17 protein-coding genes are annotated in these 17530 nt (G+C 71.8%); 6 read left to right on the top strand and 11 right to left on the bottom strand.

Annotation, left to right across the window (positions count from 1 at the left end; genetic code table 11):
• Nucleotides 1-20 precede the first annotated feature (20 nt).
• A complete protein-coding gene (locus FL583_RS34315; protein WP_142709055.1) occupies nt 21-851 on the bottom strand; it encodes a Bax inhibitor-1/YccA family protein in 831 nt (276 codons plus the stop codon).
• Nucleotides 852-1098: 247 nt separating this feature from the next.
• On the opposite strand from FL583_RS34315, the gene FL583_RS34310 reads away from it, so the two are divergent.
• Nucleotides 1099-2028 carry an ATP-binding protein gene (locus FL583_RS34310; protein ID WP_142709054.1) on the top strand — a complete coding sequence of 310 codons (930 nt, stop codon included), beginning with the start codon at nt 1099-1101 and terminating at the stop codon, nt 2026-2028.
• A 9-nt stretch (nt 2029-2037) separates the two neighbouring features.
• The gene (locus FL583_RS34305) at nt 2038-2412 is read left to right on the top strand and encodes an SCO5389 family protein (protein ID WP_142709053.1); all 375 of its coding nucleotides are present in this window, start codon (nt 2038-2040) and stop codon (nt 2410-2412) included.
• On the opposite strand, the gene FL583_RS34300 is transcribed toward FL583_RS34305, so the two are convergent.
• Entirely contained in the window at nt 2385-3158 is a 774-nt protein-coding gene (locus tag FL583_RS34300) for an NAD(P)H-binding protein (RefSeq protein WP_142709052.1), read from the bottom strand. The two genes, FL583_RS34305 and FL583_RS34300, sit on opposite strands and share 28 nt — an antisense overlap.
• An 87-nt stretch (nt 3159-3245) precedes the next feature.
• On the opposite strand from FL583_RS34300, the gene FL583_RS34295 reads away from it, so the two are divergent.
• Nucleotides 3246-3896: a helix-turn-helix domain-containing protein gene (locus tag FL583_RS34295; protein WP_240746910.1), complete on the top strand. Its 651-nt coding sequence runs from the start codon at nt 3246-3248 to the stop codon at nt 3894-3896.
• Between the two features lie 562 nt (nt 3897-4458).
• A complete protein-coding gene (locus FL583_RS34290) occupies nt 4459-4881 on the top strand; it encodes a hypothetical protein (protein ID WP_142709050.1) in 423 nt (140 codons plus the stop codon).
• Here FL583_RS34290 and FL583_RS34285 read toward each other — a convergent pair.
• The 8 genes from FL583_RS34285 to FL583_RS34250 all read right to left on the bottom strand — a co-directional run bounded on the left by FL583_RS34285 (nt 4878) and on the right by FL583_RS34250 (nt 12842).
• Nucleotides 4878-5792: a Ppx/GppA phosphatase family protein gene (locus FL583_RS34285; protein ID WP_142709082.1), complete on the bottom strand. Its 915-nt coding sequence runs from the start codon at nt 5790-5792 to the stop codon at nt 4878-4880. The genes FL583_RS34290 and FL583_RS34285 overlap by 4 nt on opposite strands.
• Nucleotides 5789-6274 carry a DUF501 domain-containing protein gene (locus FL583_RS34280; protein WP_205752715.1) on the bottom strand — a complete coding sequence of 162 codons (486 nt, stop codon included), beginning with the start codon at nt 6272-6274 and terminating at the stop codon, nt 5789-5791. Before FL583_RS34280 ends, FL583_RS34285 begins: the two co-directional genes overlap by 4 nt.
• Nucleotides 6271-6990, bottom strand: a complete 720-nt coding sequence (locus tag FL583_RS34275; protein ID WP_142709048.1) for an FtsB family cell division protein — start codon at nt 6988-6990, stop codon at nt 6271-6273. The genes FL583_RS34280 and FL583_RS34275 overlap by 4 nt, the downstream gene beginning before the upstream one ends.
• Before the next feature lie 8 nt (nt 6991-6998).
• Nucleotides 6999-8276: a phosphopyruvate hydratase gene (gene eno / locus FL583_RS34270; protein ID WP_142709047.1), complete on the bottom strand. Its 1278-nt coding sequence runs from the start codon at nt 8274-8276 to the stop codon at nt 6999-7001.
• Between the two features lie 84 nt (nt 8277-8360).
• Nucleotides 8361-9953, bottom strand: coding sequence for a DUF885 domain-containing protein (locus tag FL583_RS34265; RefSeq protein ID WP_142709046.1), 1593 nt, complete (start codon nt 9951-9953; stop codon nt 8361-8363).
• Between the two features lie 39 nt (nt 9954-9992).
• Entirely contained in the window at nt 9993-10529 is a 537-nt protein-coding gene (locus tag FL583_RS34260) for a Uma2 family endonuclease (RefSeq protein ID WP_205752714.1), read from the bottom strand.
• Nucleotides 10530-10575: 46 nt separating this feature from the next.
• Nucleotides 10576-11259, bottom strand: coding sequence for a response regulator transcription factor (locus tag FL583_RS34255; RefSeq protein WP_035848720.1), 684 nt, complete (start codon nt 11257-11259; stop codon nt 10576-10578).
• On the bottom strand, nt 11256-12842 hold the full coding sequence (locus FL583_RS34250; protein ID WP_170324017.1) for a sensor histidine kinase: 1587 nt from the start codon (nt 12840-12842) through the stop codon (nt 11256-11258). The genes FL583_RS34255 and FL583_RS34250 overlap by 4 nt, the downstream gene beginning before the upstream one ends.
• Nucleotides 12843-12977: 135 nt before the next feature.
• Between FL583_RS34250 and FL583_RS34245 the strand changes: the two genes are divergently transcribed.
• Together FL583_RS34245 and FL583_RS34240 are read left to right on the top strand one after the other, a co-directional pair.
• Nucleotides 12978-14798, top strand: a complete 1821-nt coding sequence (locus tag FL583_RS34245) for a sensor histidine kinase (protein WP_142709043.1) — start codon at nt 12978-12980, stop codon at nt 14796-14798.
• 88 nt (nt 14799-14886) lie between these two features.
• Nucleotides 14887-15900 carry a matrixin family metalloprotease gene (locus FL583_RS34240; protein WP_142709042.1) on the top strand — a complete coding sequence of 338 codons (1014 nt, stop codon included), beginning with the start codon at nt 14887-14889 and terminating at the stop codon, nt 15898-15900.
• 598 nt (nt 15901-16498) lie between these two features.
• Here FL583_RS34240 and FL583_RS40540 read toward each other — a convergent pair.
• The gene (locus tag FL583_RS40540) at nt 16499-16675 is read right to left on the bottom strand and encodes a hypothetical protein (RefSeq protein WP_170324016.1); all 177 of its coding nucleotides are present in this window, start codon (nt 16673-16675) and stop codon (nt 16499-16501) included.
• Between the last annotated feature and the right edge of the window lie 855 nt (nt 16676-17530).

The following is a 17530-nucleotide window of genomic DNA, read 5'->3' as shown; positions in this document are numbered from 1 at the left end:
CCGGTCGACCGACGGAGAGATCAATTCCGGAAGTAGGACAGCAGGCGGAGGATCTCCAGGTACAGCCAGACCAGGCCGACGACGATGCCGAACGCCGAGAGCCAGGCGTACTTCTTGTCGGCGCCCGCGTTCGCGAGGTCTTCGATCTGCTTGAAGTCGAGCGCGAACGTCAGCGCCGCGATGCCGATGCAGACCAGGCTGAAGATGATCGCGATGCCGCCACCGCTGCGCAGGCCGAGGCCGGTGCCGTCGTTGACGTTGAAGATCGCCAGCGCGAAGTTCACCAGCATGAGCACGGTGACGCCGATCAGCGCACCGATGACCCACTTGGCGAACGTCGGGGTGACCCGGATGACCTTGAACTTGTAGAGCGCGGCCATACCGAAGAACACCCCGAACGTGGCGGCCACGGCCTGGACCACGATGCCGGGGTAGAACGACTCGAACGCCTGGCTGATGACGCCCAGGAACAGGCCCTCGGCCGCCGCGTAGGTGAGGATCAACGCCGGGTTCGTAATACCCGCGAACGAGATGACCAGGCCCAGGACCAGGCCGGCCATCGCCGCGACGATCGCGACGCCGGTCGCGATGCTGTCGGGCAGGACGAACCAGCCGACCGCTCCGAAGATGCCGACGACCGCCAGCATCGCCACCGTGCGCACGACGACGTCGTCGACGGTCATCCGCTCGGTGCTCGCGGGCGCGTAAGGCTGGGCGTACTCGGGTGACTGTCCGTAACCGGCGGGGGCCTGGTAACCGCCGTACGGCTGCTGTGCCGGTGCTCGGTGGAAGGTCGCGTGCTGGGCTGACCGGTCAGCCAGCCTGCTCAGCACGGGGTTGCTGCTCTTCACGACGCCTCCTCGGCCTGGACGGCCAACGTCTTCGGCCGACCTTGCTGGTCGGGGCCTCAATCGTAGCGTGGTGCCGCACAGAACTGACCGGGCGCTGATCGCGGAAGACCCCAGTTCTCAGCCCACTGCCAGATTTCCCATCCGAATCTGAGGAAACAGGCCGGGCTCACCCTCGATTTGGTTGCGCAGCGCTACTACCGGCGTGTCGGATTCGACAATGCTTTTCGTTTTCGTTTTCATGACCATCATGAAGATCGCCTTCGTCGGCAAGGGCGGCAGCGGGAAGACGACGCTCAGCGCGCTGTTCGTCCGCTCGCTGGCCGGACACCCGGTGCTCGCCTTCGACGCCGACATCAACCAGCACCTGGGCGCCGCGCTCGGCCTCGCGCCCGACGTGCCGCTCACCCCACTCGGAGCCCACCTGCCCGAGCTGAAGGAGTACCTCCGCGGCGACAACCCGCGGATCGCGTCGGCCGGCTCGATGGTGAAGACCACCCCGCCGGGGCGCGGGTCCCGGGTCCTCGGGCTCGGCGACCCGCTGTGGGCCCGGTACGGCCACCCGGTCGACGGCGCGCGTCTGCTGGTCACCGGCCCGTTCAGCGAGGAGGACCTCGGCGTCGCCTGCTACCACAGCAAGGTCGGTGCGGTCGAGCTACTGCTCAACCACCTGGTGGACGACGTCGGAGAGTACGTCGTGGTGGACATGACCGCCGGCGCGGACGCGTTCGCCTCGGGCCTGTTCACCCGGTTCGACCGCACGGTGCTGGTCGTCGAGCCCACGTCGAAGAGCGTCGGCGTGTACCGGCAGTACCGGGAGTACGCGGCTTCCCAGGACGTCCGGATCTCGGTGGTCGGGAACAAGGTGCTGGACGACGTGGACCGGAGGTTCCTCGAGGAGCAGGTCGGCGACGACCTGCTCGCGTGCGTCGGGTACTCGGCCGCGGTCCGGGCCGCGGAACGCGGCGCGCCGCTCGCGCTCTCCGACCTCGGCGCCTCCGACCGCGCCGCGCTGGCCGCGATCCGGGACGCGGTCGACGCCACTCCGCGCGACTGGCCCCGCTACACCCGCCAGGCCGTCGAGTTCCACCTGCGCAACGCCGAGGCCTGGGGCAACCGGGCCGTCGGCACCGACCTCGCGGCCCAGATCGACCCCGATTTCGTCCTGCAACCCCGATAAGGAGCACCCATGTCCCTCACCGTCCCGACCGGCCTGCTCGAGCGCGCCGAACGCGGCCCGATCACCGACGCGGAGTTCGTCGACTGCGTCCGCGAGTCGCTGCCGTACGCCTGGGAGAGGATCACCGGCGTCATCGCCGATCTGAACGGGCCTTTCGCCGACGACGCGACGCCGCCGCCGTCCGAGGCCGAGCGCGGGCAGCTGCTGCGGGCGCTGGCCAGCGACGCGATCCGGGGTGCGCTCGAGCGTCACTTCGGGGTGCGGCTGGCGTTCCAGAACTGCCACCGGGTGGCCGCGTTCGCGACGGCCGGGCCCGAGTACGACGAGTTCGTGTCCACCCGGGCCCAGGTGCTCAATCAGTCGCCGGAGCTGCGCGACTGCTGAGTGAAGCACTCGGTCGCCCAGGTCCGGAACGTCCGGGCCGGGCGGCCGAGGATCCGCGGCACGTCGTCGGTGACGACCGCGCCCTGGCCCGCCCGGACGAAGGCGAAGCCCGGCTCCGAGGCGTCGACGTCGGCCACGGCGAGCGGGCGGCCGAGCACGTCGGCGAGCACGTCGACCTGCTCGGCGGTGCTGAGGGCCTCGGGGCCGGTCAGCGTGTACAGGCCGGAGATCCGTCCGGTGAGCGCGGCCGCGGCGACCTCGGCGATGTCCCGCGGGTCGATCACGCCGAGCCGGCCGTCGCCGGTCGGGTTCGGAATCGGGTCGCCGGCGTCGATCTGCGGCCGCCACCCCAGCGCGTTGGAGGCGAAGACCGACGGCCGGAGGATCGTCCAGTCCTTCGTCGCGCGCACGGCCTCTTCGCCGGGTTCGTGCCACGGCGCCAGGCCGGAGTCGATGCCGAACGCCGAGAGCTTGACGATCCGTCCGACGTCGCCGGCCGCCGCCAGGAACGCCAGGTCGTGCTTTGGCGCCGACGGCCCGGCCGCGTCGAGGAGGAAGGCCGCGTCGACGCCCTCGGCCGCGGCGCGCAGCGACTCGGCGTCCGCATAGTCACCGTGGACCAGTTCGCCGCCGGGAGGCATCGCCACCCGGCGGCGGGCCATGGCCCGGACGGGTTCGCCGGCCGCGGCGAGAACCTCGACGAGAGCGGAGCCGATCGTGCCCGTGGCACCTGTCACCAGAATCATGGCGCCACCCTGCCGCCGACCCCGGCGGTCGGGATAGGATGTTTCGGAACTGGCGCCGGGCGCTGCGCGCCCTACGCTTCTGGTGTGATGCACGCGCCCACGGCGGCCACCGAGTTGGTGCTGTCGATCTGTTCCGCCGGTGGTCCGGAGCTGGTCGTGCTGGGGCCGCGCACCCGCGCGCTCTACTACTCGCCGAACGCGGCGCCGCTGGCTCCGCGGGTCCGGCTCACGGCCGGTCAGGCGCGCGCTGTGCTGCGGGTTCCGGTGACCGCGCTCGCCGATCGGGTGGTTCCGCTCTCCGAACTGCGCCATCCGGACGCCGAGCAGCTGGCGATGCGGTGGTTCGAGGCGCCGGACGAACCGGGCCGGATTCTCGGGCCCCATCTGGCCGGAGCCGATCGCGAGACGCGGTGGATCGACGCGGCCGCGGCGCTGCTGACCGACCGCCCGGTGGCCGTGGCGGCCGACTCGCTCGGGGTGTCCGAGCGGCACCTGCGTAACCGCTTCTCCGCCGCGGTCGGCGTCTCGCCGAAGCATTTCGCGCGGATCCAGCGGGTGCGGCGGGTTCTCGGGGAGATCGGGTCGGCGCCGATCGCCCAGGTGGCCGCGCAGGCCGGGTTCTATGACCAGTCTCATCTGGGGCGGGAGTTCCGGCAGTTGATGGGGGTGACGCCGGGCGCGTTCGCCGCCGGCCGGACGCCGGCCCCCCAACCCTGCGCCACGACAAAGGGTGCCTGAGCCCTCCGGTCCGGCCGGGCGCCGGAGCCGCTGGCGCCGGCCGGTGCCGGGACTGCGGTGGGAGCGGTTGTGCACGTCTTTCCGGTCCGGCAGCGCCATCTCGACCACGAAGATCTCGTCGCCGGTCTCGCGTCCGCACTGCGCGGCGGCGCGCTGACCGCTGGCGCGGTCGCGCGGGAAGCCGGGGACGTTCCCGACCCACGGCGGCCCGCGCAGCTACCACCCGGCACCAGGCCGCTGCCGTCGGCCGCGGCCTACGACCAAGCGGCTGCGTTCCCCGCGAGAAGTCCCCGCGCACCTTCAACTTCGACGCGAGCCCCGGCCATCGACACCCTCGAACCTGCGACTGGCAAGTCCTCACCCGAACGCGAAGAGAAAACAGCCTCGGAGCTGACGGACCGCCGGCGGAGCCGGATGTCGCTGGCTGCCGCACGACGGGCCTGTTCGTCGTCAGCGGGGTCGAGCCCGGCCAGGATGTCGGGTTCGGGCATCCGAAGAGGCGGACGTCGGCTAGCCGACTCCCCGTACCGCCTGGGCGGGAACGCTCGGATAACGTGCGCGCATGAGCACTCTGTTGGCCGGCCTGCTCGCCGCACCGGGGCTGTACCGGGGGCGCGGCGACGGCGCCGAGTCGGGGCCCTTCCTGGCCCGGCTGGTCGTGACGCCGGTGGTCTCGGCCCGCGGAGTGGTCATCGACTACGAGGCCACTTCGGACCGCCGCGGCCTGCACCACGTCGAGCACTCGATCCTGACGACCAGCGAAGACGGCCGCCAGGCGCTGCACGTCTGCTGCACGGAGCTGCCCGGCGTCGTGACGTTCAACGAGAGCCGGCCGGGCGTGTTCACCGCCTACGACGGGGGCCTCACCGCCCGCATCGTGATCACCGCACCCCAGCCGGGATCGCTCACCTACTCCTGGTGGTGGACCCGCGACGAGGGCGAGCCCAAGGAGCAGTTCCGGGCCGACGTCCGGCGCACGGGCTAAAGCAGCGACCAGGCGATTCCGTCAAGAATGTCGTGCTCCGACGCGACGACCGACGACGCCCCGACCTCGTCCATGATCACCCGCAGCACCAGCGCACCGGCCCCGATCACGTCCACCCGGCCCGGGTGCATCACCGGGTAGGCCGCCCGCTGCTCGCGGGTCTCGCCCAGCAACCGGTCGGTCACCGCGGCGACCTGGTCGCGGGTGATGCGCGCGTGGTGGATCGCCGCCGGGTCGTACCCGGTCAGCCCGAGCGCGAGCGCGGTGACGGTCGTGACCGACCCGGCCAGCCCGACCAGCGTCCCGGCCCGCTCGACCGGCACGGTCTCCCGGGCGAGCGCCACCGCCGCGACGATGTCCTTCTCGGCCGCGGCGATCTCGTCGGCGGTGGGCGGGTCGCTGTGCAGGTGGCGCTCGGTGAGCCGGACGCAACCGATGTCCACCGACCGCGCCGCGTCCACCCCGGCCGACCCGAGGACGAACTCGGTGGAGCCCCCGCCGATGTCGACGACCAGGTACGGCGGTTCGCCGCTCCGCAGCCCGCGGACCGCGCCGTCGAACGAGAGCCTGGCCTCCTCGTCGCCGGTGATGACCTCGGGCTCCGACCCCAGCGTCTGCAGCACCATCGCGCGGAAGTCGTCGGCGTTCGACGCGTCGCGACTGGCGCTGGTCGCCACCATCCGCACCCGCTCGGCCCCGAGGTCCGTGATGGTCGACGCGTACGACGCCAGCGCGACCCGCGTCCGTTCGATCGCTTCCGGCGCCAGACGGCCGGTCCGGTCGACGCCCTGCCCCAGGCGGACGATCGTCATCTCGCGGACGACGTCGACCAGCGGAGCGTCCCCCGAAGGAAGATCAGCCACCAGCAGACGGATGGAGTTCGTCCCACAGTCGATCGCGGCGACCCTCAGTGCTGACAAGGGTTACGCTCCCACCAGTCGCCGACCGCCTCGACGGCCTCGTCACCCAACGGGTTGACGCCGGGGCCGGCCGCCAACGCATGGCCGGCCAGTGCGTGCAGGCATTTGACCCGGGTCGGCATCCCACCGGCGCTGACGCCGTCGATCTCGGGGACCTCACCCAGCGCGCGCCGGCGCTCCAGGTAATCCCGGTGGGCCGCGGCGTACCGCTCGGCGAGCTCGGGATCCACTTCCAGGCGTTCGGACATCTCCCGCATCAGCCCGCTCGACTCCTGAGTGGACAGCAGGCCGGCCAGCCGCGGGCAGGTCAGGTAGAACGTGGTCGGGAACGGCGTGCCGTCGGGGAGCCGGGGCGCGGTCTCGACGACGTCGGGCGCGCCGCACGGGCACCGGTGCGCGACGCCGATCGCTCCACGCGGGACGCGGCCGAGCTGCGCGGCGACGGTCTCTTCGTCGGTGGCGGCCAGGCTCACGGCTTGTCGGCCTCTTCGACGCTGTCCCAGAGGCGCCCGTACCAGGAGCGCGGGTCGTTGACCGGCGAGCCGCTGGACGGGGTGGTTTCCGGCGCCCGGGTCTCACCGGCGCGCGACGGGTCCTGCACGATGTACCGCTTCTCTCCGGGCTGGACGAGCTGCAGACGCGAACTCGCCTGGCCCCGTACGTACTCGGGGTCGTTCCACGCTTCGAGGTCGCTGCGCAGGGCCGCGATCCGCTCGGACTGACGGGCCTGGGCGCGCTCGGCCTCGGCTATCTGGGACCGCTGGGCCAGGTACTGCTGCACCGGGTAGGCCAGCGTGAGCACCAGCACCGCGAACAGGATCGCCAGCACGGCCGCGCGTCCGGTGAACCGGCCCTCGCCACGGCGGACGAACCGGCGACCGTCGATCGCCGCGGTCGCCGAGGCCGCGGTGCGCCGGACGCCCGGTCGGCGCCCTTCGCGGCTACCGGCGCCCGGACTGCGTCCCGCGCCCCGGCGCTGGGCCGGCAGCGACGAGACCGGGTAGTCCCGCTGCTTGCCCGGCACCCGGCCGGTGACCCGTCCGCCGTGCGGGGTCGTACCCCGGGGTCCCGCTCCACGGATGGGGGACGAGCGCGCCGCGCTCCGGGCCGCCGACGACGTCGACGGGCGGCGGTTTCCCCCGGCCCGGGACGGTCGCTGGCCGCTCGGAGTGCGGCGCGGAGTAGCCATCGCCTTCGCTACGCGGAGTACCGCGGGAAGGCGCTCGCACCGGCGTAGATCGCCGCGTCGTCCAGCTCCTCCTCGATGCGGAGCAGCTGGTTGTACTTGGCGATGCGCTCGGAGCGGGCCGGGGCACCGGTCTTGATCTGGCCGGCGTCGGTGGCGACGGCCAGGTCGGCGATCGTGGTGTCTTCGGTCTCGCCCGAGCGGTGGCTCAGCATGCACTTGAAGCCGGCCCGGTGCGCGAGCGACACCGCGTCGAACGTCTCGGTGAGCGTGCCGATCTGGTTGACCTTCACCAGCAGCGCGTTTCCGGCCTTCTCCGCGATACCGCGGGCCAGCCGCTCCGGGTTGGTGACGTACAGGTCGTCGCCGACCAGCTGAACGCGCTGGCCCAGGCCGGCGGTGAGGGCCTTCCAGCCGTCCCAGTCGTCCTCGGAGAGGCCATCTTCGATCGAGACGATCGGGTAGTTGTCGACCAGCTCGGTGTAGTAGTCGGCCATCTCGGCCGACGTCTTCTTGGCGCCCTCGAACGCGTAGGCGCCGTCGCTGAAGAACTCGGTCGCGGCGACGTCGAGCGCGAGCACGATGTCGGTGCCGAGCTGGTAGCCGGCCTTGTCGATCGCGGTCGCGATCAGGTCGAGCGCGGCCCGGTTGCTGGAGAGGCTCGGCGCGAAGCCGCCCTCGTCGCCGAGGCCGGTCGAGAGCCCCTGCGCCTTCAGGACGCTCTTCAGCGCGTGGTACGTCTCCGCACCCCAGCGCAGCGCCTCCTTGAAGGAGCCCGCGCCGATCGGCGCGATCATGAACTCCTGGATGTCGACGTTCGAGTCGGCGTGCGCGCCGCCGTTCAGGATGTTCAGCATCGGGACGGGCAGCGTGTGCGCGTTCGGGCCACCGAGGTAGCGGAACAGCGGCAGCGAGGCCGAGTCGGCGGCGGCCTTGGCGACCGCGAGCGAGACGCCCAGGATCGCGTTGGCGCCCAGGCGGCCCTTGTTGTCGGTGCCGTCCAGGTCGATCATCGCCTGGTCGACCAGGCGCTGCTCGGTGGCGTCGTAGCCCAGCAGCTCGGGGCCGATCTCGTCTTCGACGGCCTGCACGGCCTTCTCGACGCCCTTGCCCAGGTAACGCTCGCCGCCGTCGCGGAGCTCGACGGCTTCGTAGGCGCCGGTAGAGGCACCGCTCGGGACGGCCGCGCGGGCGACCGTGTCGTCGTCGAGGATGACCTCGACCTCGACGGTGGGGTTACCGCGCGAGTCGAGAATCTCGCGGGCGGCGACGGCCTCGATCGTGGCCACTGGTATCGCTCCTCAGGTCGGGGCGTCGTTTTCGTCAAAAGCGTAGTCGCGCCCGCCTTTCCTTTTGCACCGGCCCGCCGGTCGTCACAGCCCGAGTAGCGCGCGGAGGTGCCGCGGGGACGGGGAGCCGTGGGCGAGCATGCGGTCGTGCCAGGCCTTCGGTCCGACGCCGGCCGGACGGGCCGCGGCGATCGCGCTCATCTCGGTGTATCCGACGAAGTAGGTCGAGAGCTGCGCGGACGTCAGCAGCGCCCGGCGCCACTTCCCGGCCGCCTCCCGCTCCTCCTGGTAGCCCTTGTCGATCATCAGCGCCATCGCGTCGGCCTCGGTGAGGTCTTCCGCGTGGACGAGCTGGTCGAGCAGGGCGTTGATCGTCATCCGCAGCTGCATCTTGAGCTGCTGCATGCGGACTTTCGCGCCGCCGAACCCGGTGTCGGCCATGAGCTCTTCGGCGTAGACGGCCCAGCCCTCGACGAACGAGCCGGACATGCACAGCGCCCGGGCCCGGGTCGAGGCCCGGAACCGTCGGGCGTGGGCGAGCTGCGCGAAGTGACCGGGGACGGCCTCGTGGACGGTCAGGTTCAGCAGCATGTGGTCGTTGTACTCGCGGTAGAACGAGTCGCGCCGGTCGTCCGACCAGTCTTCCGGCGTCGGGGCGATCGCGTAGAACGTCGGGACGTTCGCGGTCTCCAGCGGGCCGGGGGCGTCGCAGTAGGCGATCGCCACCCCGCGGGCGAACTCCGGCATCTCGATGACCTGGCACTCGTCTTCCGGCAGCGTCAGCAGGTCGTGCGCCTTGACGAACGCGATCGCGGTGCCCAGGTCGGTGGCCGCCTGTCCGACCACGGTCGCGTCGTTCGGACGATCGGCGGCCAGCGCGTCGAGGGCGGCGCGCACGTCGTCGGAGCCGGTGAGCTCCTTGGCGGTGGCGCGGATCTGCTCGCTGATCTCGGTGAGGTGCTGCTCGGCCGCGGTGAGCAGCGCGCTCGCGGTGAGCTCGGAGTCGAGCTCGTGCCAGAGCTTGGCCTCCCAGCGGCGCCGGCCGAGCCGGGGATCGCCGGACGCCGTGTCGAGGTGGTCGGTGAGCCAGGCCCGGTGCCGGTCGATCGCGGCCAGCGCGGTCGCGACCGGAGCGGTGACGTCGCCGCCGGTCGACTCCGCGAGCCGGGGGACGTCGTTGCTGACCAGGGCCGCGGTGCCCTCGAGCTGGCCGAGGGCGGTCTCGACGTGGATCCGGGGGCAGTCGCGGAGGATCTCTTCGGCGGTGGCCAGCGCGTCCGGGATCGCGCGGAGGCGGTCGGTCAGCGCGGCCAGTCGCTCGGCCGGCGGGGCGAAGTTGCGGGTGAGCAGCCCGTCGAGGAGTGCGCCGGGGTTGTGCAGGAGCGGGTTCCACTCGTGTTCGCGCAGCTCGGTGAGGGCGAACAGTTGCTGGTCGACGGCCGAGGAAAGTAGCTGCGCGTCGACGGCGTCTTCGGGTCCGAGGTCGTCGACGTCGAGCTCGGCGAGCGCGTCGGCGTCTTCGCGCAGCCGCCGGACGCGGTCGGCCACGCCGCTGGAGGAGTAGTCGGGGAGGACGTGGTCGGTCCGGTGATCTCCGGCGTAGTGCGCCGCGACGGGATCCCCCGCCAACAGATCGTCGACGACAGCTTCGGCCGTGCCACGAAACTCACGAGTCATGCCGAGCAACTCTATGCGTCCCGCCGTCGCCGCCGTCGTTCAGCGCAGCAAGGAGTTCGGCACGACGGTGAATGGCCGTGGGCCCTCCACTCGGAGTTCCCGCGCCCCTTCGGCGGCCGCCTGCAGCACCCACTGGCCTTGGTCGAGCACGTACCACTGAAGGTGGACGTCGAAGGTGTCGGTTAAAAACGCCTCCAGAAACACGGCCGCTCCGGCGTCGCGGTATTCGCGTCGCTTGACGTTCATCTCGGCCAGCGTGTTGGTCGGGGACCAGACTTCGACCACGGCATCGGGCGTTCCCGCGAAGATCGACGTGCTCCGCACAGCCGGACCGTTGACCAGGACATCCGGTATGCGCGCGATCGACACGTGGTCCTCGCCGAACGCTCGCAACGCCCAGTGGCCCGGCGCGGCCGCGACCGACTCCGGCCACTGCCGAAGAAATTCGTTCCTCAACTCGCAAGCGACGATGTGGTGCGGGTTGCCTCCCAGACGCTTGACCACGAACTTCCCATCGCTGACTTCGACCCACTCCAGGTCGCCCGCGGTGGCCGCCATCCACTCGGAGACGGACACACCCCGCTCCCTTGCCGGACTACTCATACACACGAATGTACCAGTGTCAGGCCGGGGGGCGGTAGCGGTAGCCGACTCCTCGGACGGACTCGATCGGGGAGTCGGACGGGTCGCTCCAGCCGAGTCGCCGCCGCAACCGCAGCACCGCGAACTTCACGCGCTCGGCCCCGATCCCGGTCGGGTCGTCCCACACCTGCGACAACAACTGCGACGGCGACAACACCGCCCCTTTGTGCCTGGCCAGCGTGTTCAACAGCCGGAACTCGATCGGCGTCAGATGCACCGACTCCCCGTCCACCGTCACCGACCGCCGCACCGGGTCCAGCTGCAGCCGGCCGTCGTCGTAGATCTCCTCCGACCAGTCCGGCGCCGACGACCTCCGCAGCAGCGCGGTCACCCGGGCCAGCAGCTCGCCGTTCGTGAACGGCTTGGTCAGGTAGTCGTCCGCACCCCCGTGCAGGCCACGCACCTTGTCGCGCTCCTGGCCGTGCGCGGTCAGCAGCAGCACCGGCACGTCCGAGATGTCACGGACCCGCTCGAGCACCTGCCAGCCGTCCATGATCGGCAGCCCGATGTCGAGAACGACCAAGTCAGGACGCACCTTGTGCACCAGGCGCAGCCCTTCCCGGCCGTCCTGGGCGTGTTCGACGTTGTGCCCGGCCCGCTCGAACAGCAGCTTGAGCCCCAGCGCAATATCCGGATTGTCCTCGACAACCAGCAATTTGCTCACCGGTCCCCCTCCCGGTCACCGACCCGGCGTTGCGGCAACCACACGGTTACCGTCGTCCCCCTGCCGAGCTCGCTCGTGATCTCCATCAGTCCCCCGTGGCGCTCGACGATCGCTTTGCTGATCACCAGTCCGAGGCCGGTGCCGGGATGGCTGTGCTTCTCGACGTTCGAGGCCCGATGGAACGCCTCGAAGATCCGGTCCACGTCCTCGGCCGGGATCCCGATGCCGGTGTCGGTCACCGAGAGTCGCCAGCCGTCGGCGGCCGGATGGCAGCGCACGGTCACACTTCCGCCGGGCGGCGTGAACTTCAGCGCGTTCCCGATCAGGTTTCCGAGCACTTGGTTGATCCGTAGCTCGTCGCCCGACATCACGTCGTCGCCGGTGGCCTCGGCCTTCAGCGTGACGTCGGCGGCTTGCGCGATCGGCGCGCGCTCGGCCACGGCCGCGCGCACCAGGTCGGGGAGGATGATCCGGCTGGGGACGAACTGCAGCGTCCGCGCCTCGAGCCGGGAGAGCAGGAGCAGATCCTCGATCAGCCGCAGCAGGCGATCGGCGTTGCGCTGGATCACCTCGATGAACTGGACCTGCTCGTCGTCGAGTTCGCCCCAGTCGGGCTGGGCCAGCAGGTTGCTGAACGTCACGACCGACGTCAGCGGGCTGCGCAGCTCGTGCGACACGCTCGCGACGAACTCGTTCTTGGCCGCGACCAGCGCGGACAGCGCCTCGTTCCGCTCCTCCAGGCTGTGCTGGGCGTTCGCCCGGGTGGTGACGTCCCAGGCGTGCAGCAGCGCGCCGCCGCCCGCGACCGGCACCACGTCGATCTCCACCACCCGGCCGCCGACGAGCATCAGGTCGGTGTCGAGCGCGGTCCAGGGCTCGACCAGCAGCCGGTCCAGGCGGTCGGCGACCCGGTCGGGCGCCCGCATCGCGCCGGCCATCCGGCGCAGCAGCGCCCGCGCGTCGCTGCCCGCGTAGCGGCTCGGCGGCCCGGGCACGTCGAACAGCTCGAGCAGCGCCCGGTTCGCCACCGCGACCCGTCCGTCCGCGTCGACCAGCAGGATGCCGACGGTCAGCGTCTCGATCAGCCGGGCGAGCCCGGCGTGCGTCTCGTGCAGCGCGCGCTCCGCGTCGCGCGCCCGGCCGACCTCGACCCCGTAGTAGACGATCCCGCCGACGTCGGGGTCGTGGACGCGGCTGCGGACGGTCGTCGCGAGCTCGATCCAGCCCCCGCCGGCCGTGCGGACGCGCACCGGGATCGACTGGGCGGGTTCCCGTCCGGACCGGGCGGCCAGGAACGCCTCCAGCACGGCCCGGCGGTCGCCCGGATGGATCAGCGAGAGCAGCCGCACCCGCTCGGGCAGGTTCGCCTGGTGCCCGAGGCCACGGGTGAACGTGTCGCCGAGCGCCGTCCAGGACCCGTCCGGATAGACGATGGCCACCGCGGCCCGGGCCGCCTCCACGACGGCCCGGAACAGCTCGGGGCGGTCGGTGCGCGGGCGCGGGGCATCGGCGGCCGCGCGGGCCGCTCTTCCCACGGTCACGGCGCCGCCGGCCGCAACCCCACCGTTCGTGACCTCGGCCACGCCCCTCCTCCGCAGGCGGGCCTCAGTCCGCCGCACGCGACACGAAACTCACATTTCACTAGTTTTGCGTATCTTTCTCATAGTAGAGACTATCTGCGCACATTGACACACGTAACGGCGGGCGGAGGAGTGCGCATGGACCCGGCTACGCCGGTAGTACGCCTCGCCGTCCTGCCTCTGGATCCGGACGGCCGGATCTCCGCGTTCCCGCGCGGGGCCGCCGAGCTGCTCGGGTTCCCGTCCTCGACCGCAATGGGGACGCCACTGGGCGAGCTGATCGTGCCCCAGCGGCTGCAGGGCTCCGAGGGGCTGGCCGCGCTGTTCGAGGCCTGCGCCGAGACCGGGGAGGCGCACGGGACGCGGTCGATCCGGCGCGCCGACGGCAGCGAGTTCCTGGGCGAGCTGGTGATCACCGCGCTGCCCGGCGGCGGCTACACCGCGGTCGTCAGCCCGGTGGTCCCGTCGGCCGACGCGCCCGCGCTGGAGGACCGGCGCCAGTCCGAGTGGTTCCACCGCGCGCTGATCGCGCGCTCGCCCGTCGTCAAACTCGTGTTCGACCCGGACGGGCAGTGGCGCTGGTCGTCCCCGGCCGCGATCCGGCTGCTCGGCCCCGGCCGGCCGATGCCGGACGTCGTCGCCGCGCTGGTGCACCCGGAGGACCTGGAACGAGTGCGGTCGCTGTTCGCGACCGCGCTGACCGCGCCGACGGCGGAGCCGGAGGCGGTCGAGGTCCGGTTGCGGCCCCCGGGGGAGGACGACTGGCGCGTGTTCGCGCTCACCGTCCAGAACCTGGTCGACGAACCCGCCGTCGAGGGCGTCGTCATCTACGCGATCGACGTCACCCGAGCGGTCGACGCGGAGCGGCGCGAACAGTTGCACAGCGCGCGCATCGAGACGCTGATCTCCGCGCTCCGGGTCGGGATCCTGGTCGAGGACACCGACCGGCGGGCCGTCCTGGCGAACGAGGCGCTGCCCCGGCTGGTCGGCTCGGACGTCTCGGCCGACGAGCTCATCGGGCGGCACACGTCCGACCTGCTGCCGCCGGACGAGCTGTTCGCCGATCCGGTCGCGGCCCGGGCCGAGAGTCTGAAGCTCCTGGCCCAGGGCAAACCGGCCACCGGGGCCGAGTTCGCGCTCACCAACGGCCGGGTGGTCGTGCGCGACTACGCCCCGATCCACGCCGACGGCTCGGTCGCCGGCCACCTGTGGGTGCTGCGTGACGTCACCGACCAGGCGACGATCCGGCGCGGCCTGGAGGAGCGCAACCGGGCGCTGGCCGAGGTGGCCACGCTCAAGACCGAGTTCGTCGCAGCCGCGTCGCACGAGCTCCGGACGCCGCTGACCTCGATCGCGACGTTCAGCCAGATGCTGTGCGAGGAGCCCGACTCCCCTGCCGACCAGCGGCAGATCGCCCTCGACGCGATCGCCCGCAACGCCGACCGGACGCTGAAGATCGTCGACGACCTGCTCACGCTGGCCGGGCTGGAGGCCGGGACGCTGCCGCTCACGCTGCGGGCCGTGCACCTCCCCGACGTCGTCGGCGAGGCGGTGGACGCGTTCGGGGGCGCGGCCGTGCGGGCCGGCGTCACCGTGGAGATGTCCGCCAACGTCACCGGCCCGATGCTCCGGGTCGACCCGCCCCGGCTGCGTCAGGCGGTCGACGCGCTGCTCTCGATCGTCGCGACCGCCCACGCCGGGAGCCGGATCGACGTCCGGGTCACGTTCGCGGCCGCCCAGTGGACGATCCGGGTCGGGGCGCCGTCCGCGCTCGCCGAGGGCGACCACCTGTTCACGACCGGGGACCGGGGCGCCGGCAACGCGCTGTCGTTCCTGATCTCCCGGGCGATCGTGTCCCGGCACGGCGGCCAGCTGGCGACGCCCCGCACCGGCCAGACGGACGCGTTCGCGATCACGCTGCCGGTCCGGCCGCACCTGGCCGATGGCGACGCCCTTTAAGTTGCCGTTCGGGTAGGGGGTCGGCAGGCTCCCGAGCCGAAACTTTTCCGCACCGTCCCACGCACTCGGCCCTCCCGACATAGAGGGCATGCGTAACCTGCTGAACTTCCGCCCCGCCTCTGCTCCGACCGCGTTCGCCGCGATCGCCGCCGCCGCCGCGGTCGTTGCAGGCATCGCCGCCCCGGTCGCCTCGATCACCACCGCCGCCCCGGCCGCCGCCCCGGCCGGCGTCAAGCTCGTCGCCGGTGACAACGAGACCGCGCTCTCCGCCGTTCGCGTCGACGGTGCCGACGTCAAGTTCCAGGGCCTGACCGTCCGCATCCCCGCTGCCGGCGAGGGTGTCCAGGCCGCCGCCGAGAGCACCTCGGGCGAGCTGTCGATCACGGTCAGCCGCTCGGCCGACGGTTCGGTCGTCGTCAAGACCGACAAGCACGAGCACGCCGGCTCCACGGCCGGCCCGGTCGAGCAGCACTCCGCGCAGGCCGCCGCGGCCAGCACCGCTCGTGCCGCCGCCGCCAAGACCTGCACCGACTCGGCCTACGCGCTGTCGGGCTGGAAGCTCCCGAGCTTCAAGTGGTACTACAACCCGGCCGGCGCCCCGGCCGCGGTGCGCGCCAGCGCCCCGGCCGCGATCTCGGCCGCGACGACCTCGCTGACCCGCGCCTGCGGTCAGAAGGCCATCAAGCTGGCCCCGTCCTACGGTGGCGCGACCACGGCCGGCGTGCAGGTCGGTGCGGCCGGCAACTGCACCGGCAACGACGGCCGGAACGTCATTGGCTGGCGTGCGGGTTCGGGTCGCTGGCTCGGGATGACCTGCACGTACTTCAAGACGATCAACGGCCGCAAGACCGTGACCGGCACCGACACCGCGCTGAACACCCAGTACAAGTTCTTCACGTCGGCCAAGAGCTGCAGCGGTGCGTACGACCTGCAGTCGGTGGTGCTGCACGAGCGTGGTCACTCGCTCGGTCTGAACCACGTGAGCCAGGCGTCGCACGCCAGCGCGGTCATGACCCCGGCGCTCGCTCCCTGCTCGGTCGGCAAGCGCTCGCTCGGTCTGGGTGACTACCGCGGCCTCGCCGCCACCTACGGCACCCGCTGAACCCTCCCCCACCGACGGCGGTCCGCCGGCGCCCCTCGCGCCGACGGGCCGTCGTCTTCTTGTCCGAGCGGTGTGCACTTCGGCGACCTATAGGTCGCCAAAACGTTCAACGCCTCGCGGGGCTTGCAACTCAAGAGCTACCGGGGCGCACCCTGCGTGCACCTCTCGGGACGCACCGTTAGGGATGTCAGCGCCTCGGATCTGCCTCCCAGCAAATCCGGTCCGCCAACCGGCCGGGGCCGCTGACGAACCCGGGCAGCGTTGCCCGGCCACGAGCGCCGTCCCCCGCGTCAATGCTGCCGCGGTTCCGGGACGCGAGCCACCGGGACGTCGTCAGCAAAGGAGCTACAGACCACGGTGGGTTGGCCGGGGTCGGTCACCAGGAGGGGGTTGACCGATCCCGGCCTTTCGCGTTCCCACCCCCCTGCACCACCGGCCCGTGCAAACCTGCTGCGCATGAGCCGCTCGACCCGTTTGCGCCCGGCTCCGATCCTCGCTCCGAGCCGAATCTCGGCGTGAATGCGCGGTGCACGATAAATGCCGCGGAGGTCTTGCTCGGTCGCCGCGCGCCACCCGTAGAAGCCGCACGTCGAGCTGCTCAGCGCCCTGCGGGCCACCGCGACCGGATCTTCTCCGGGCTGAGGTCGTCGTTGGTCCGACCCTCATGGGCGCCGGTGCCGAAGATCCCTTGATCCTTGGCGATCGTGCGCAGCGGTTCGTTGCGCCGGCGGGCCGACTCGGTCGCGCGCTGACGCGACTCCGGCGGTGCGAGCATCCGAAGCCCCATCCGGCGACCAATGTCGCCTCGACGGGGCTCAGTTTGGGTTGGCTGGTGAGTGGGGTCGGCCGCGGTCGTGGAAGCCTTCGGGGGCGCTCGAACATCGCGTTGGCCAGTTCTACTCGGGTGCGCCAGCTTTGCCGGTCGAGCGCCGGTGGCTCCGCGGGACTCGGTGGCCACGCCTGAAGCGCTGGTCGCGAGGGCGGTATCTTGCCGTGAATCGATCGACCGTCCGACCATTCGCCGGGACGACCTGGCCGTGATCATTGACGAGCTCGGCGCGTGCTCGCGGCGAACCCGCCGACGGTGGGCGGAGGCGGGCACCACCTCCTCGACGGCAGCTGCGGCTTTCCGCAGAGGCACGAGCTCGGCGATCCGCTGCCGGGCGGCTTTCATCGCCGCGGACTCGACCGCGTCCGGCGTCGGAGCATTGACGCCCCGCTCGACCAGGTTCTGGGACCTTCACCGAGGCAGGCACGACTCCGCGATCCCCAGCACCGCGGCAACATCCCGGACCGAGCGACCGGATGTGAGCCGATCCAACGCGCGGCGCCGAAACCCCGGTGGGTAAGGCTTGGGCGCGACGAGGGCCTCTGTCAGGCAGTCATCGAGTTGCAGTCTCCCCACCCCGTGCGCACGAAAGCGGGGGCAACATCAAGGTGTCCGGGGATCCGGGGAAGCCCAACCTGCGCAGACGCCAGACCCGCCTACCTGCATCCGGCACAACCGCAAACACGCACGACCTGCACGTAGGCACGACCTGCACCACCCTGCGGCCCGAACCACCCCGCCGCCCGCGGGCCCGCCCGGCCACCCCGGCTGCCCCCGGCCCCGGCCACCCCTGGCCCCGGC

The organism is Cryptosporangium phraense (assembly GCF_006912135.1).
GTDB classification, from domain to species: Bacteria; Actinomycetota; Actinomycetes; order Mycobacteriales; family Cryptosporangiaceae; genus Cryptosporangium; species Cryptosporangium phraense.
This window is presented reverse-complemented; position numbering and strand designations above follow the sequence as displayed.

Bases quoted from the DNA above. Each gene is read 5' to 3' on its own strand.
- FL583_RS34275 (WP_142709048.1), bottom strand. From the start codon at position 6,990: ATGGCTACTCCGCGCCGCACTCCGAGCGGCCAGCGACCGTCCCGGGCC.
- FL583_RS40540 (WP_170324016.1), bottom strand. From the start codon at position 16,675: ATGCTCGCACCGCCGGAGTCGCGTCAGCGCGCGACCGAGTCGGCCCGC.
- FL583_RS34290 (WP_142709050.1), top strand. From the start codon at position 4,459: ATGAGCACTCTGTTGGCCGGCCTGCTCGCCGCACCGGGGCTGTACCGG.
- FL583_RS34305 (WP_142709053.1), top strand. From the start codon at position 2,038: ATGTCCCTCACCGTCCCGACCGGCCTGCTCGAGCGCGCCGAACGCGGC.
- FL583_RS34300 (WP_142709052.1), bottom strand. From the start codon at position 3,158: ATGATTCTGGTGACAGGTGCCACGGGCACGATCGGCTCCGCTCTCGTC.
- FL583_RS34240 (WP_142709042.1), top strand. From the start codon at position 14,887: ATGCGTAACCTGCTGAACTTCCGCCCCGCCTCTGCTCCGACCGCGTTC.
- FL583_RS34265 (WP_142709046.1), bottom strand. From the start codon at position 9,953: ATGACTCGTGAGTTTCGTGGCACGGCCGAAGCTGTCGTCGACGATCTG.
- FL583_RS34310 (WP_142709054.1), top strand. From the start codon at position 1,099: ATGAAGATCGCCTTCGTCGGCAAGGGCGGCAGCGGGAAGACGACGCTC.
- FL583_RS34295 (WP_240746910.1), top strand. From the start codon at position 3,246: ATGCACGCGCCCACGGCGGCCACCGAGTTGGTGCTGTCGATCTGTTCC.
- FL583_RS34245 (WP_142709043.1), top strand. From the start codon at position 12,978: ATGGACCCGGCTACGCCGGTAGTACGCCTCGCCGTCCTGCCTCTGGAT.